8 protein-coding genes and 1 pseudogene are annotated in these 17847 nt (G+C 41.9%); 1 reads left to right on the forward strand and 8 read right to left on the reverse strand.

The window, feature by feature from the left end:
• Nucleotides 1-13: 13 nt before the first annotated feature.
• The 6 genes from ACUUJN_RS13215 to ACUUJN_RS13240 form a co-directional block, all read right to left on the reverse strand.
• Nucleotides 14-2191, reverse strand: coding sequence for a DEAD/DEAH box helicase (locus ACUUJN_RS13215; protein WP_484669724.1), 2178 nt, complete (start codon nucleotides 2189-2191; stop codon nucleotides 14-16).
• Complete coding sequence (locus ACUUJN_RS13220) at nucleotides 2188-3507, reverse strand: ATP-binding protein (protein ID WP_484669754.1); 1320 nt, start codon at nucleotides 3505-3507, stop codon at nucleotides 2188-2190. The genes ACUUJN_RS13215 and ACUUJN_RS13220 overlap by 4 nt, the downstream gene beginning before the upstream one ends.
• Nucleotides 3508-3527: 20 nt before the next feature.
• Nucleotides 3528-6695, reverse strand: coding sequence for a TerB N-terminal domain-containing protein (locus ACUUJN_RS13225; RefSeq protein WP_484669725.1), 3168 nt, complete (start codon nucleotides 6693-6695; stop codon nucleotides 3528-3530).
• Nucleotides 6696-8140: 1445 nt separating this feature from the next.
• Nucleotides 8141-8461: a stalk domain-containing protein gene (locus ACUUJN_RS13230; RefSeq protein ID WP_484669726.1), complete on the reverse strand. Its 321-nt coding sequence runs from the start codon at nucleotides 8459-8461 to the stop codon at nucleotides 8141-8143.
• A gap of 263 nt (nucleotides 8462-8724) precedes the next feature.
• Nucleotides 8725-11268: a Spaf_1101 family AAA-like ATPase gene (locus ACUUJN_RS13235; protein ID WP_484668546.1), complete on the reverse strand. Its 2544-nt coding sequence runs from the start codon at nucleotides 11266-11268 to the stop codon at nucleotides 8725-8727.
• Nucleotides 11269-11760: 492 nt separating this feature from the next.
• Nucleotides 11761-12177, reverse strand: coding sequence for a hypothetical protein (locus ACUUJN_RS13240; RefSeq protein ID WP_484668547.1), 417 nt, complete (start codon nucleotides 12175-12177; stop codon nucleotides 11761-11763).
• A 279-nt stretch (nucleotides 12178-12456) separates the two neighbouring features.
• On the opposite strand from ACUUJN_RS13240, the pseudogene ACUUJN_RS13245 reads away from it, so the two are divergent.
• A pseudogene (locus ACUUJN_RS13245) lies at nucleotides 12457-13017 on the forward strand (DinB/UmuC family translesion DNA polymerase); the annotation flags it as partial.
• Between the two features lie 147 nt (nucleotides 13018-13164).
• Here ACUUJN_RS13245 and ACUUJN_RS13250 read toward each other — a convergent pair.
• Together ACUUJN_RS13250 and ACUUJN_RS13255 are read right to left on the reverse strand one after the other, a co-directional pair.
• Nucleotides 13165-16275, reverse strand: a complete 3111-nt coding sequence (locus ACUUJN_RS13250; RefSeq protein WP_484668548.1) for an efflux RND transporter permease subunit — start codon at nucleotides 16273-16275, stop codon at nucleotides 13165-13167.
• Nucleotides 16272-17696, reverse strand: a complete 1425-nt coding sequence (locus ACUUJN_RS13255) for an efflux RND transporter periplasmic adaptor subunit (protein ID WP_484668549.1) — start codon at nucleotides 17694-17696, stop codon at nucleotides 16272-16274. Before ACUUJN_RS13255 ends, ACUUJN_RS13250 begins: the two co-directional genes overlap by 4 nt.
• Nucleotides 17697-17847 lie beyond the last annotated feature (151 nt).

The raw sequence follows: 17847 nt of genomic DNA on the forward strand, positions 1-17847 counted from the left end.
CTCTTACAGATTCTCATACCAAACTTCTCGCTAGCCCCTTTAAATCCAAGCCATCTGCGAGAAAGGCACTTCGTATTAATTCTGGTGCCACAAACTCATCATATTTCCCTAAATACGGGGCTTCTTTGTCCTCAAGCAACTGCTCCTCATTACAGTTCTTACATGCAAGGATTATTTCCTGCAACAGCGTTGGCGCATCGCTTCGCCCAGATACATTCAAATAAAAAGGCTCCATAGGAACAACCGATCGTAATGAAAGCCTAGTGGATAGTGTATGTTTGATTAAACGCTCCATGGTTCGGAATTGCTTGCTTCCCACCCAAGGAAGAATGAACAAGGAATCGCCTCCCGCTGGGATCACAATCTCCTTGAGCAATCCGCTCTCTCTTGCCAGACGTCTGGCCCGCTCCAAGCGGTTCACAGCTGCAGGTGAGAGATATGAGTAGATTTCTTCGCCAGCCAGTACGTCCCTCATCTTTTGCGTTACCAGGGTATGAATGTCACCCCCAGATCCAAGCCACAACGTGTCTATCTTACCTTTAGCCGCTTTGACGTAGACAGCCTTGTGCTTCGTGTCTACCTCAACTACCTTCCACAGCTTGCCGGCAAGAGAAAAACAATAACCTGGCGGTGGGACAGTGGTGATGGAACCAATTTCTTCAGACCCATTGTAGACGGAGTGTTCCTCATCATCCTTGAACACCGCATAGAATCGAAAATTGTTAACGATTTTCTCACCTGTGAGACCGATGATCAAGTTCTTGTCCTCTGTCCACTGAATATGGTCTGTTTGAATCAAGTAATTTAAAAAGGTCTTATACTGTTCTGGAGTTACTCCCTTAAAGGAAGGTAACGTTAATATCGCCCTCGCTAAGTCCACAGGCTCGGCTTCTCCCATGCTTTTTAGAATGCTCATGGTCTGATGATACATTGTGCCGATCGGGAGCCTACGAGTCTCCAGAGGCTCTACCCACTTGTGCCGGACATACAGTTCAATAACGGCAATTGCCCTAAGCAAGGTCCAAGGAATTCGAGCAGGAAGTGGAGCCTCTTCGTCCTCTTCCTCATGAATGACAAACATCATTTCGGATGCCTTATCCTCCCTCCGGCCGGAGCGGCCAATCCGCTGCACGAAGCTGGATGTACTGTAAGGAGCACCGAGCTGGACAATCCGCTCCAATTCACCTAAATCAATCCCAAGCTCCAGTGTTAGCGTTGCAGCAGCTACAGCAGGGCCTGGTCCGCTTTTCAGAGCATTCTCCGCCTCCTCTCGAAGCATGGCCGATATACTCCCGTGATGGACATAGAACACATCTGGCTGATGACGTCGCGCAGCGACTCTTCTCATTTCAAGGGTAGTCAATTCCGCGTCAGAGCGGCTATTAGTGAAAATCAGGGCCTTTTTGAGATAGGTGCTCTCGTAAATGTGATTATAGTAAGCTTTTTGGGCATTTTGCAGTTGTTCTGCCTGTTCCTCATCACGGGCATCCGGGAATGAAAAATGATCTACCCGTAGACGGAGCTTGCGGCCAGCTGAAGAGGATACGACTTCCACTGCTTGCTGGCTTCCGGCCCCCAGCCATGCTTTGGCTGAATCATAGTCGCTCAGTGTGGCCGATAATCCGATTCGACGTGGTTTCACACCGGTCATGCGCTCAAGACGGTTAATCTGGCTTATTACCTGAATACCACGGTCTGCTCCCATAAAAGCATGGACCTCATCTACAATCACATACCTTAGGTCTCCAAAGAGACTAGGAATCGCATTGGGACGGTTCATCAGTAGCCCTTCCAGCGATTCCGGCGTAATTTGCAGAATTCCGGAGGGACTGCGCACCAGCTTCGATTTCTCGGATTGAGATACGTCCCCATGCCAATGCCATACGGGGATGGGTGAACCCTGCATCAATTCCTTAAGCCTTTCAAATTGATCGTTTATCAGTGCCTTTAAAGGACCAATGTACAAAATGCCTACGGACCGGGAAGGTCGTTCATACAATTCAGTAAGAGCGGGAAAGAAAGCAGCCTCTGTCTTTCCTGAAGCCGTTCCTGCGGCAATCAGTAGATGATGTGGAGTATCAAAACATACCCGGCACGCTTCTACCTGAGCAGCTCGCAGCTCGTTCCACTTTTTTTTATAAATGAACTCCTGCAAAAATGGAGCGAGCCGATGAAATGGATTTTGCGTCATAATTCAAACTCCGACAGAAAGTCATTGACTTCATCCGGATCTGACTCTGCAGGGGAAACTGTCCTCTCCCCCACGAGCTGTGCGAACGAAACATCAGGATTCTGGTGCAACGTATGAAGGAGATCCATGAAATCCCGGATTACCTCCCGCGGTGTGAGTAATTGGTCGGCGCCAAGTCGTCCTACGGCTGTCTGCATAAATGCAATAAGATCCTCATTCGTTAATGATGTGCTATATCCAAAATGCTGACCATGAATTTGAGTCAAACGCTGCAGTAAAATAAGAATTTCTTCATGAGACAGCATTTCAAGTTTTAGAATCGGACCCGTATAGTTCATATAGCCTTGATTCGCATACCGTCCTTCAATCAGCCGGGAGCGAAGGGCTTCATAGCTGAACAGCCCCCTTCGCTCATCCTCTACAAATTGCGGCGTCCCGCCTATGAAAATCCCTAGATTCTCTGCTTTCCCCTGCATCGTGTCGTTAAACATGGTGAGTAGCTTCTCATAGTTGCTTTGGCGGGAAATGCTATTGCTTATCTTGTATAGATTAACTGCTTCGTCTATAAAGAGAAGAAGGCCCTTATAACCGATTCGTGAAACAAATTCTGCCCAGAGCTTGATATACTCATACCAGTTCTCATCATCAATAATGACACCCACATTCAGCTCTCTTTTGGCTTCCGTCTTTGTTGGAAATTCCCCCCTGAGCCAGCGAAGAGCAGACTGCTTTTGGTGATCGTCAGCAAGCTTGTAGCCATTCCAATAGATGGATAGTACCCGGGCAAAATCGAATCCGTGCACCAGACTTTGCATCTCCGTTGTAATCTCGAAAATTTTCTGCTCCACCTCGACGTTCAACGCAGGATCACTAGGACGAAGCGACTTTTCTATCATCACTTCTTGTTGGATGGAAGCTATCCACTTCTGCAGAATAGACTCCAGGGCTCCTCCATCTGGTCGTGTCCGCGTGGACAGATGCATCATCAGCTCACGATAGGTAGCCAGGCCCTGTCCTTTCGTTCCCACAAATCTTCGTTCGGGAGACAGGTCAGCGTCCGCTACCACAAATTCTCGATCCATTGCATAATTCCGAAGCGTCTGCAGAAGAAAGCTTTTGCCGCTTCCGTAACGGCCCGTAATAAACTTAAAGGCCGCCCCTCCCTCTGCAATATTCTCCATGTCTCTTAAAATGGCTTCAACCTCTGCCCTACGGCCAACAGCGATATGCTCAAGTCCTATCCGCGGGACTACTCCGGCAGTCAGAGAGTTTACAAGGGCCGTGGTAAGTCTCTTAGGTATTTTTTGTCCGCTCATATTTTGTTCCATCATTCTGTTCACCTCTTCAAATTCTTCACATCATTCAGATACTCTTCCACAACACCATCTTCTGACACGATCAAATCCCCAATGTGCTCCATCGCGGCTTGGTTAATATCGTCGATAAGAAGCGTTGGCATCGTTCCATGCTCTTCTGCCAAGCGGCTTAGTTCTCTTACTGGTGTATCGCTCGTGAGTGCTGCCAAAGCCTTGAAGTGGACTTCTTCCAAGGCTTCTGCCAAGAGTAACCACTCCTCTCCAAGGCCTGCCGTATCCCATGAAGACTCTACGGAGTTATTTAGTCCTTGTGTTTCTTCTAAAGCTACACATTGTAAATGGGCTGCTAGCTCCGGCTTATGCGAGGCTTCCTCCGACATATGAGCGTCATTTGATGTCTCGAGTGAATCTTCTGTTTCTTCAATCGTTAACATCTCGCGCACATACTCCGTATCCAATTGAAGCTGAGCTAGTTTATCAGTATCAATTTGAATGGCAGATGCAATAGACTGTTTGGCATACTCTCTGGATAAGTAACGGTCAATTAGCGTCTCCACTTCCGGCTCCAAGGAAATCCCTTTTAACCGTCCCTTAAAGCCCTGGTAATCCCGGAGTTTATTCTCGGCAAATTTGATAATCTGAGTAATATATTCCCGCAATGGTTCATGATTTAGAATGGGCAAATGACTGACGGCAATCGTGCTGCCGTAAAGTGCATTGTTATACACTGCACTGCGAAAAAGGTATCTTTGTGTCACTAACGCCTCACCCGGAGAAAACATATCTATTAGACGCATGTCATATATTTTGGTGATATAGCCATCCACAACGGTGAGAATACGGGGGATATAGAATTCAAGATCATCCTTCCCCTCTCCCAGGTAGAATCTGCTTCGTTTTATATCATAATTGCTTAAGGTTAATAGCATATCCAATGAAAGCTGAAGCGGGGATTCCTGGAACTTGCTTAATAACTCCATAGCAAGAAACTCTCCAGGTAGCCTGTCCGGCTTCCTTGCCAATACATCCAGCTTCCCAATTGTGTCTGTTAATTGGTGGACTAACGCAAAATCATATATCCAATCAAACAAGTAATTCTCGAGTTGACGATAAGCTTCACCATAGTGGATCAGTAGCTGTGTAAGCTGGATCAGTCCATGTTTTGGCTCCGTCCAGCCTACTCCATTAATGAGCTCATAGGTATGCAGAAAAATATAGGATAGGTCTGTCTCTGGGTATCGCATGTTTCTGACTTCGGATCTCCAGTAAAAATACCATTTTTGCTCGGAGTCGCTCATATCCTGATATGTGGGCCAGTAGCTCATGAACTGAACAAAAGGCGCTCGTTCGCCGTTGTGATCTGCGAGTGACTTGGCCTGTTTCACAAACTGCTGCTCACGGGATTCGTATTCTATTGACACTTTCACGGACGGCTCCTGAATCGAGATTGTGCTTGCTGGAATGCTGATGCCCGCTTCCTCTTCATTGGGCTCATTTAGGTCAAACTCTGAGAAAAAGAGATCATCTGAGCTATTCTTCACGCTTGTATTCACCTTCATCTGATAGGGTTCTGGCAGTACGGCAAGCGGAGTGTTCTGATCAAAGATGGTCCAGCGCTGCTCGCTTGCCGAATGGAGCTGTAATAGCATCTCATGCGCCGATTTCACGTTAGGCTGCTCAAGGTAATTGGCATCCGAAAATAAGGAGAATCTGCACCGAGACTTGATGGATGAGAGTGTTCCGTATATTTTGGTGTCTGTACTTTTCGTTATCTGATCCGGCTCCAACATAATTAGCACATCATACTTCTGCTTTATTAAATCGGTATGTTTGCCCAGAACACTTGGTGTCACTGCAATATAGGAAACATCTTTCAGTTGAAGTCGATTCGCCTCGGCAGACGATGTTATCCACGTGAAATTCAACGTATCACTGCATTGCTTTTTAAATGACTCCAATAGTACCTTGGTGCCAACCATGAGGATGCGCACCGAAGGAAACTGAGTGATTAGTTGAAAGAGATACTCTAGAAGAGTACTCCCCCAACTGACCTGTCCCCTTTTGACCCCACCATTCAGACCCCAGTGTGCCAGAAATTGAAGATGCTCCAATATAGGGTTGCTTGATTGGTGTGGCCAGTTGAATTCAGGGAACTCAATTTTGCTCCAGGGGCCTTCTAAACGGTGGCCACCTCTTTCGAGAACTTCCCGAGCCCTTAAGGAAAAAACGTTATCTAAAGAGAGTCCATTTACAGCCCGTCCCATAACTCCGATACCAACTCTCCTTAAATCATCTACTGCAATCCATCCCGATGCATTTCTTATGTATTGCATTCCGGGTTTTAATCGTCTGGAGACTGCAGCAGCGCTCATCTGAACACCTTCAATCTTAAGCATAGGCGCTGCGGTAACATGGCCTACACCATTACTAGTTTGAACCGATGCTGTAAGGATGAGCTCGATTGCTCTCTGAATAGGATGGGCTCGTAGTAATCCTTGAACATCGCCCGAGGTAAATCTCTTCCATTCCCCCTCGATCTGCGCAACTACCTTGGGTATATCTTCCCCTTGGAGAAAGATTAGCCCATTTTCGTCTTCAGGATGCTTAAACCGGAAATCATTCAAGTGAGCTGGATTAGGACTGGGGTATAGATGGTTACCATCCAAGAGATAACCTTCTAGACCAGGAATTCGCTTAGGAATGTCAACATTCACATTTACCTTTAATTGAACAGCCTCTGATCCAAACTCGAGAATGTGGAAATGCACTGCATCTTGGGATTCAAGGATGATAGGGCTATATACTGGAAGTTTTCTGTTAGTCATATCTGGTACAATTTGCGTCAGCAAAAAGGGAAGCTGATTGGGCTGGATTTTCTTGGATAGCCAACTTTGATCTTCGGTGGTCCAATCAGGGAGATGCCAGACTTGGCTGCCTTTTTTGAACCAACCATGGTCCAAGGTCTCTAAGTACTCTACTCCATTCGGCAATTCCATGAGGACCTCATTTTGTCTTGAATTCCAAATAACTTGAATTATAAAGTCATCCGGTTGAGGTATCTGGGTCAGATTCAAGATAATCGGATCGACTTCAAATTGAATACGGCTTGATCCAACACGCTCTATGAATGAGATTGCTGTCTTGCGGAGAATTAACACATCGGTTAGGCCAAGTTCAATTTCGTTCAAGTCAATGTTTCTCCATCTACTTAGAGTGGAGTCCTCTAGCAATGAAGGAAGTGACAACACCTTCTGAATTGCTAGAGGCCGATGTTTTGACCAAGCACTAAGCTTAAACCTTTTTTTGGGGGTAAAACACAATTTCAACGTATACTTCTTTCGACTAAAAAGCCTCAATAAGAACTTCATATCTCCCACCCTTAAAATGAGTCGAATGTACTATCCATAGTATAACATTCTTTGGAAGGGTGTTTCTTTTCGCAAACCCATACAAAAAAGCATATTTTCAAGAGAAGTTCTATTCCACTGTGCAATCAAGAGAGAAGTAATTACTCATATGTAAAGTTGAACTACAACCTCACTCTGCCCATTCTATCTCCTCAGCTTCGGCGACGATGAATTGGAGAATAAAATGAGCATATGAATTACTTAATTGATCGGCCAAGAAAACTACTTTATTTGCATCCCATAAAAGCTACTGCTGCAAGGAAAGCTTGAAAATGTGTTAGCCGCTCCCACTTTAACGGGTTCAACCGGAGCTACAAGGGCGACTAGTGCAGCAGATGGTAATGAAACAACGGGGATGCAGGAGCCACGGGAACACCTGACTGGAGCCCACTGGATCTTGTAGGTTCAGCAAGTGCTGTCGGTCCTGTAGGACCCGCCAGAGGCGCTGGAGCGACGGGCATCAACATTACTGCCACTAATGTTTTGTTGCCAATACTACGGACGATTCTTCTTGGCGGAACGAATGTAACCTTCCCTGTCCCGCCTCAGACGCTGAGCAGAGGCATTACCATCGACGTGCTAACGCTATCAAGTGAAGGAACCTACTACATCGCTTGTGAGCTGGACACAACACTTGGTCTTCTTCTAAGCAACCGCTCGCTTATTAAAGGCGTTGCCTGTGGTTTCCCTTTCTTCTTATATCAATAACGTTATCATTAACGTAGCTGCCGCTACAACCGTCAGTGTGCAATTTTTTTGGGCCATGGGTTCAGCTACACTAGTCAAGTGGATGCAACAGGTGTATCCCTGACCATCATTCGATTCAAACACCTTACAATTGAAAATACTGAAAGAGCTAGTGAGGTCATTTTCATTGCTGTCATATTGAATACTTTACGGCCACATAGAAATTCTAAACCACTGTCTTTTTCTCGCTGTACAGGATGGAAAACTCCGACTTGACTTGGTAAATCAAATTAGTAAATTAGATTGATTGTTAGGCTGGAAAGATAAGCATTGTTTGCAGAAATGGCATATACCCAGGTGATTTTCAAAATAAAAAGACGCTCTAGGTTACCCTAAAATCGTCTTTAAAAATAAATATATAAGCCATAGCGGTCAACATCAAATGATTAAAGTTTGAGCTTGTACCCGATGCTGTCTAACAGGTGACATAAAACTGTAATTAAGATGCACATTGTCAGAATAGTAACTAACGCAGTCCGTCAGTTTTTATTGTTGACATAGGCACTATTACTACCCACGGCTAGTTTCAGTTTATTTTTCGTATCTGAATCAGTTACTGTAACCGTCTTGGTTTTATTGTCCCAGTCCACTTTTAGATTTGGAATAAGAGAAACTGTACGTATAGGAACTAATGTCACACTGTTAATGACAATGGGATTTTGTACATTCGCCAGGCTGCCATTAATATTTAAAGATAGTTCTTTCTGACTTGAAGCCGCCATTGCACTTGTGGTTAGCATTGCCAAACTTAATATTAAGCTACATACAAACAAGCTCTTTTTCATCACTTCGATACTCATGTTGAAATCACTGGTTCTATGACAGCGCTCCAACATGAAAGGGGAATGTTTTAGGATAATATTAGATGATACTTATCAAGTCTGTTCTATTTAACATAATCCAAGTGTAAACTGTAGTTTGAAAACACGTCCTAAATGTGAACGGGCCAAGTTGCTTGTGCGTTAGATCAGCTTTTATCACGTTCCTCATCGTAATGATTTTTGGAGGAGCTTATTGCCCTGACAATATACACTAGATATATAACAGAAGTTTCAATTAATCCTCATTTTTGAAGAACTTTATTATACATTCCGATTTTATGCTTGAAAGACTCCTCTCCTCCTTCCAAGTAATTAATTATATGCCTTGTGACAACATCGTGATCCGGGTAGCCTTTCTTCTCAATCCATCCATTTTGACTATTTGAATCCAAAACGATTACTTGTTCTGCATCTGCATTAGTAACAATTGTTGAACTATGAGTCACTACTATAATTTGACGATTGTTCTTAATTTGTTTAAGACTGTTCACTAAATTTTTATAGATATATTGGTTGTCTAGGTTATCTTCAGGTTGGTCTATAATTAGAGGGGTGTTATCATTAAAATGTTTACCGTACTCAAAAATGAAAGTTAAAATGGCAACGACTTTTTGTCCTAAAGAAATTTCATTGATATCTTTCATATTTGGTGACAGGGTAGTGACAATCTCTTTGGAGTTAGTATTAAATAAAATTGAGAAATCGTCAATTACTTCAAAATAGTTTTGAAAGCACCTTACTAGTTTATTTCTGTCGGTCAATAATTTGTCTCTTATTTTACCATATACGATGTTAAGATCTTTTTTCTCTGCATTCTTTCTCTCTTGATCTACATCAAAGAATGAAGGTTGTTTATCTGATTGGTAATCTAGAATGGATACATGTTCTTCAATCTTCTTAAAAGAGTTTTGAAACAAATGAGTGAGAAATTTCATGAATCCTATTTTATTTGAAACAGAAATGATAAATCGTTCGACTCCTCCCCAAGTAATATTATATCCAGAAAGAAATTGGTGACTAATAAAAGGATCAGTCAATATCTCTATATAGTCTATGGAATCAATTGCTTTTGGGGAATATACGATATTTAGTTGGTTATGATGAATCATATTAAATTCTTGCAAGTTGCTTTCAATCATTATTTTTCTTTTATCCATACTTTCATGGAGTAAGGGGAGATCTTTAGCTAAAAAAGTCCTTAATCGTGTTTTAGGCAACTTTTTAAACGTTTCTAGAAATTCATCTCTACGTTCAAAAGGAAGGCCATTAAAAATAACTTCTTTTATAAAATCACCAATTTTGCTGTTATTAATCTGTTCTACTATGTTATTAATGGAATAACTTTTCCTATAGACATTATTAAGTATTCTTCTTTTTTCCTCCACATCCAAGATAATATTGAAATTTACAGAATCACTGCTTTTACTGATTTGGTATAACTCGATCCAATGATGCTCTAATATAATTTTTTTGCTATTTTTTTCATATTTCACAAATGCTTTTTCTTCAAACGGACTACGATCACTAGAAACATGATTCTTTTTTAATTGGGGGATAAATCTTAGTAGATATTCCTTTTGCAAATATACAAAGTACACAAGGATGAACTTATTTTTACATATGAATCTAAGAACAGGCATTGATAAAACTTCTAGAGTAAAAACTACTTCAAGAATGTTCAGCATTGTGCTCTTGCCAGTTCCTCTGCCTCCTATTATACAATTTAAATCACTAGAAAAATCCACAACAAAAGGTTCATCTACTTTTCTTCCTCTTAGATATCCTTCATCACCCGGGTCAATCAATAAGCCCTTAATATATTTATTTGTACTGTCAGGTTTAGTAATGAAAACACAAATTTTATGATTTATAAAAGCTTTTTTTAATGAATTAAAACTCGCTTTACTCATTTTTATCCAAGTGTTCTTTTTTCCTAATTCATCCAGCTGGTGAGAGTCTCCTTCATGTATCACGCAAAATTTTTCATTTGGATTTGTCATGGTGTAAGAATTAATTTTACTTAATTGTCCCTCTTTATCAGTTGAGGTTATCCCAACAACATTAAGAGACGGATGATTAAATAAAGTTTGCTTATATAGTTGTGTTGTGTTTGACCAATTAGTTGAATTAATGTGAGCTATATAGCTTATTCCTCCGATTTTATTTATTTTTTCAATCATTGAAAGGCTCGTTTCATATGTTCCGAACACCTTTGAAGGGATGCATTCCTCAATAAGTCTCTGTACAGCGAAATACATCGGATTATCAAAAATGCCAACAAGGTGTATTGTTTCAGAACATGAAATCTCAATACCTAATAACAGGGTTATTTGATGTTTCGATCCTGATCCTTTAATTCTTTCTTTGAAGTATTCATCCAATGCATATACTAGTTTTTTATATCCATCAACGGTGTTATGATCGGAAACAACAGCCACTTGAATTTCATTTTCATATAACTTATGGGCTACCAATTTGAATGCGAGATAATCTTTAAAACAAGTGAAAGGGGTTTTTTGTAATTGCTGGCGATAGTCATCTCCTTCAAAGTAACCTGATTCTATTTCTCTAAAAAGGAAATCTCTTTGTTCTTCAGTTAGCATTTCCATCTCGTAAGCTACTTTAACAACGTCAACTTCAGTGAGATTCTTATACAATTTGTTAGGGATTAATCTGTAGTCATGAGAGGCAGGAGTATGAATATGAAATTCACATTTCTTTAAATCACCATAATCACTTCTTGACCTAGTGAGTTTTTGGTAGTTTCTTAATAAAGATATTGTCATAAATGCACCATCCAGAAGTTCAATTATTAGTTTCTGTTTTATAAATCAGTTCAATCTGTATCATCAGGCTTTTGAGAGACCTAATATCCTGTTGTTCACATCACTTAAAACTTTAATATTAGTTCCAAGCCTGTGGGAATGAATGTCTAAGCATTTTAAGTAACTACTACAAGACTGGTTTGAATGAATTTTTAACCTTCATCAGATATTTCAAAATACACTTTATCTTCATGAATAGGTATGTTCAAATACCGTTGTTATACCAATCATAGCCCTATAACTTTTCTCATGCAAATGAAAAAACAATAAAACTTATAATTTGAATTATTTCTTTTTTAGGGAATATTCCTATAAAAAATTAAATTCATTTTCATTTTAGGTGACATACGTTGTGAGAAAAAGAGTCTGTTGATAACTTACAATCAATAATCCAAGATAGCATAAAAATCTCCGATGCACCTTATCTTAAGTATAAAAACCAGCCCATTCTTCTTATTTGCCCTGCAAAATGTTTAGACACGTCTGAAGCACCTCTTCATTCCGGATGATAATAAGGGTAAGCTTTTTTCGTGTTCTCGTTAGGATTTGAAATAACATTTTGGTTGGATGATAATTAGGTTTAAAGCCACGCGTGAATAGTTTTCCCTCAGTATCATAATAGAAGTATTGATCCATGATGGCTGCCACCTGATCGTATTCTTGACCAATGACATGATGTGCAGTTTCATAATTATGGTCATAATACGAATCTGCTGGTAAAGCATCATATTTGGATGGTGTGTAGTTAACGATTTTGCAACCTTGATCATCTAAAATACGAGCGTATTTCTTAGCTTCAGAGGCAGTAGAAAAAAATTTCAGGGAAATGATGACGCCACCCGAGACTTGGTTAGCGAATAGTACCTGCAATTCCTCCGAGCATGACCACTCCAGCCAGGCTTTGGAAAAACTCTTCTTCCTGTTTCGCTTTACTTTTTCTTCTTGCCATGATTCTCCTCCTACTAAGTGGGCATTATGAACTATATATAGATTTTAAACTCGGGACTTATTTCTTACAAGATGTGAAAAAAATTGAATCTCCTTTATAAAACGTCTTAGTCTATATGCAGTCCCTTTCTAGCCTCGATAATTTACAAATAAAAGACCAACAATCTAAGCTGCATGCAGTTATATCAATTGGGATTCCAGAAACGACTCGGCATGACCACCATCGGGGATATAGCTAGAACGCCACTGCCCGAGCTTAAGCGCAAATTCCGCGCTCATTTCAGCAAACAATCGGCTGAAGAAATGTGGAGAATCGCTAACGGCTTGGACAACAGCCCCGTCGCTAGCATCCCTCAGAAGTCAATCGGCCATATGTTGACCCTGCCTAAAGATTACGGCGCAAAGGGTATATGGGGGCTGTCGTTACCGTCGGTTGCATGTGTAGCCCGTATGAAGCACCGACCGGATTTTCACGCCAGATGAGCTTCCCGACCGATCAATAATACGAATAAAATCTACGAAGCCGTCAAAAAGATTTTCTATAAGTTCTGGAACCATATGCCGGTACGGCGTCTGGGCGGTCTAACAGATGCGGAAACGTACCAGTTGTCCTTCTTTGAAGATGAGGAATGCGCCCGCTCACTGGAGAAAGCCACAGAAAGCATCAAGGAGCGTTATGGAAACGCCGCGATCATAAGAGCCTCCTCCCTCACCCATGCCGGCCAGCCTCTGGAAAGATCCATGAATTTTGTTGAATTTTAACCCTCGTATTTCAAATACCGCTGGAGCATACTTGTCCAGTGACAATTACGCCAACAAAAGAAAAAAATCGTACATTAGGGCAAACAGCCTAATGTACGATCGGGTAGTATTTAAGCAAAATTATAACCTAACTATCTTTTATAACAGCTACAAAGACAATGAGCTATCGTTATTTATTTTCATTTCCTTCTTATGCTTCCGTTTCAGCTTCAGATTAGCTACGACCATATAAAGAGTCGGAACCACAAACAATGTTAAAATGGTTGAAAAGATCAGTCCGAATATAATGGTCGTTGCCAACGGTTTGAACAAGATCTCGCCTATTGTGGCAATAGGGATCATACCCACAATCGCAGTTAGTGAAGTAAGCAGGATCGGACGGAAACGGGCAGAGCATGCCATTAAGATAGCTTCTGTTAATTCAGCGCCTTCACGCCGCGCGTCTTCAATAAACTCTATCAACACGATACCGTTACGTACGACGATACCAGCAAGAGAAATAATCCCCATAATACTCATGAATCCGATTGGCATACCTGAGATAAAACTCCCTAGGACTCCTCCTGCCGCTGCCAGATATACAGTGGTCATAATAATCAGTGGTGTGGAGACCGAGTAAAACTGCATTGTGATCAGGAGCAGAATGAGAAAAATAACTATAACGGCTAATTTGCCCAAATCCTTAAATATATCGGACTGCGCGGATGTTTCCCCTCCCATCTCCCAGGTGTAGCCTTGTTCAAACTGTGTATTGGTAAGTTTGCTACGGATGTCCTGGGTGAGCTCCGTAGCCGTACGCCCATTTGCATTGGCTGAAATTGTTACCGTCCGTTCCAAATCATAACGGTGGATTTGCTGGATGGAAAAGTCCGGTTTCATCGTGACTAATTGGGATAAGGGGATTTGCTCTTTTGTCGCATTGGTCACACTTAATTGTTGGAACAATACCTCAGGATCATTGTTTGGCTTGTCCATGTATATATTTATATCCAGCAATTCCTTACCCGTATCAAAATCCGTTACATTGACCCCGTCACCCATTAATAGCAAAGTACGCGTTAAATTGGAATAGCTAACCCGATATTTATCCAAGGCTTGTTGATTGACTTGGAAATTCAGATTATAGCTTTGCATACCCATATTATCGGTCACATCTACAGCTCCGGGGGTCCCCGCAACAATTTCTTTGACTTTAGCTGTCATGTTTTGTAGTTTTCCGATGTCTTCTCCCTTAATACGGATAGACACCGCACTGCCGACCGGGATACCTAATTGAGGAACCCGAATGCTTATCAATGCAGATGGATATTTAGCTTGTAGCGTATGGGTCCAATTATCCACTGTTTTTTTGAGATCAAATAGCCCCTCTTTTCCAACGACAGCAAGTTGGCCATTTACCGCTCCCCCAGAGCCGTGACCACCTGCAACATCGCTGTACATCTGAGGCGCTCCTCCACCTGCCGTTGCCGACAACCTCTCTGTTTCCGGCTGTTTTTTGACCCAGTTCCCAATCTCGTTTACAACCTGATTGGTTGCCTGCAACGACGTTCCTTCTGGCATCGTTACGCTGATCGTGGCATCCGCTTGATCGGATTCCGGAAATAATTCAATGGGAACAATAACAAGCAGTCCGTAGGCTGCTGTACCAATCATAAGACCTATAAGCGCTGTGAAAAGCGGACGTCGCAATATTCTCGGCATCCAGTTTTTAGAGTACGCATTGGAGAGAGACTGTATTTGATTACCAAGAAGCCCCGGGGGCTTGGTCGTTTTGCTACGTTCTTTACCCTTACGACGGCTATCGTACCATTGACGGAAAATAGGAATGATCGTTAGCGACATAATCATCGAGGCCAACATCGTTAACGAAATAACGGTAGGAATCGGCTTAATAAAGTCTCCAATATTGCCCGGCAGAAATAAAAGCGGGGCAAATGCTGCAATCGTAGCTAACGTGGCTGTAATGATTGATAAGGAGACCTCTTTCGTTCCTTTAATTGCCGCCTCCGTAGCATCTTCTCCAAATTCAGAGCGTCGGCGTTCAATGTTGTCATTGACCACGACGGCATCATCAACCAATATACCTAGTACAATGATTAATCCGATAACTGAAATTTGATTCAACGTTGTCCCTGTTGTAGGCAAGACAATAAAGCTGATAGCAATAGAAACAGGAATAGCCAAGGCAACAAACGCAGAAGTCAGCAAATTTAATCCTAATGTACAAATAACAATGACCGATATAATAGCGATGATCATCTCTTTGGTGAGATTACCAAACATCTCACTTACTCGATCATTTTGTGCAAAGAGCTTTTCAAAATGTACATCCTTAGGCAAGCTACTTGCCAGTTCATCGATTTTGGCTGTTGCCGCTTTAGATACCGTTGGCACGTCTGTGCCTGTATCTCCACTCAAACTGATCGAAATAGCAGGCTTGGTATTCACATACGTATAACTACCCGCTTTTTTAAAAACAAGCGAGGCTGTACCTACATCCTTCAAAGATATCGGAAACCCATCTTCGTTGCTTGAAATCTGAACGTTATTTAGGATAGATGGATCAGTTGAGGCATTTACCGTCATCTGATAAGTACGCTGATTGAAATCTAAACTTCCTGTAGGAACTCTATCATTCTCATCTTTGATTGCTTGAACAACCTGTTCCCAGGAAATATTATATTGCTGCATTTTTTGTGTATTTAAACTGATACGTATTTCTTGATCTGGTATTCCTTGAATATTAACTTTCGAAATACCTGAAACCGTTTTTAATTGATCTTTCCATTTGTTCATCAATTCATTTAACGAGTATAAATTCTCAACTTTATCAGAAGTAATCGCATATGAACCTATGAAAGAGCTTGCCATGCTATCATTGATAATGGGCTGTTTGGCATCTGTTGGAAGCTCAGACTGTGCATCCTGCACCTTTGTACGAAGATCAGCCCACACTTTTGTCGGATCCGCATCATTTAAAGCTTCTATACTTATGCTGGATTGGCCTTTAGATGAAGTGGAAGAAATCGTTTTGACACCTTGCACTTCTTTAATTTTCTGTTCCAATATCTTAGTAATGGTTTGCTCAATTCTTTCAGGTGAGGCGCCCGGATAGACGGTTGTAACACTGGCTGACATGGGAATAACATCAGGCTGCTCCTGTTTAGGTAGCGATGTAAAATTGTAGAGCCCTAGCACAATACACATACCAAAGAAAATAAGTGTAATTTTCTGTTTTTTAACGATGTATTTAATCATTTGGACGATTCCTCCGATTTCCCAAGTACATCATTCCCGAGTAAATCGCCATTAAATAAAGTTCCTGCTCCTTGTGTAACGATTTGATCGCCTGCTTGTAGTCCAGAGACAACTTCGAGCTGATTATTAGTAACTTTTCCCAGTTTAATCGCTGTTTTAACGGCCTTGCCATTTACAGCTTTAAAGACATAAGGGTCAACTCCGGTGCTAATTACAGCCTCTACTGGCACTAACAATGCTTCGGATTGATTCATGCTTTTAGATGCGCTGATGACTTGACCAGGCTTCCAATTTAGCTCAGGATTAGGAATGCTGACTTCCACATTGATGCTTCCCGTTTTGGAGTTAGTCGATGGATAGATCTGGGTAACGGTTCCTGTTCTTATTTCATTATATAGAGATATATTTACTTTTTGATCTTTCTTCCACGATAAGATTTCACTGTCCGGTACGGGCAGGAGCACTTTTAAAGTCCTGATGTTTCCGACAATAAACGCTTCACTCCCGCTGGAGCCCAGTTGACCATCAGCTACCTTTTTCTCAATTACAACACCAGATATGGGGGATGTTAAAGTGGCTTTCTTAAGAGCTAAAGCCGTTTGTTCATAAGCAGCTACCGCATCCTCGTAGGAAGCCTGTGCCTGGGCTTTACTGGCCTGCCCTTGTTGCTGAGTAGCCCTAGCCGACTCCAGCCCAGCCCTCGCCTGATCGACGCCAGCCGAAGCTTGTGTACGCTGTTCCTGGGAAGCCCCTGCAAGCAAAAGGGACAATTGCTCTTGCGCATCACTTAAACTTTTTTGTGCGTTCGTTACTTCCAGCTGCGCATTTTCATTTTCTGTTAATGATACTGCCCCTGCCTTAAATAGACTTTGGGTCCGGACGGCATCTGCCTTTTTCTTGTTGTACAAATTAGTTGCCGCAGTAACCGCATTTTCCGCCTGTGCAATTTCCTGTTTTTTGGCTCCATTGTTCAATTCCTGCAATTTGGATTGGGCTGAATTAATCTGGGATTGTGCGTTACGAATGCTTGCATGTGCCGATTGAACAGAAGCGTCCGCTTGGCTAACACCGGCTTTGGCCTTTTCCAAAGTTGCCTTGGCCTGAGCAAGCTGCAACTGATAAGTGGTTGTGTCCAATTTCGCGAGGACTGCCCCTTTCTGTACCTGATCCCCCACTTCAACCGTCGTATTTAAAATACGTCCATTCGCTTCAAGGGAAACAGCGGTTTGATTGCTGGCCTGCAATGTTCCCGCCAGATTAAATTCATTAGCCAAAGGCTTCATCGTTACTTTTTGAATGTGTACCGGTTGACCGGATTTTACAGTGGTATCCTCCGAAGCACTTGAGCAACCGGAAACCACCATAGCGAAAGTTATTCCCGTGACTAGCATTTTGATTCGTGTCCTATTCAACAATTTCATCCTCCTCGACTTCCTTTAAGCAGTTTGAGCAATCCATAATATTAAACTGCATACCTTTTTTTTCATAGTACAGCAGTTTATAAAAAAAAAAATCGTACATAAGGGCAGGCTCCTTATGTACGAAAGGGCAAATTCGAACTGAATATGTTTT

The organism is Paenibacillus sp. LRG-1 (assembly GCF_057220305.1).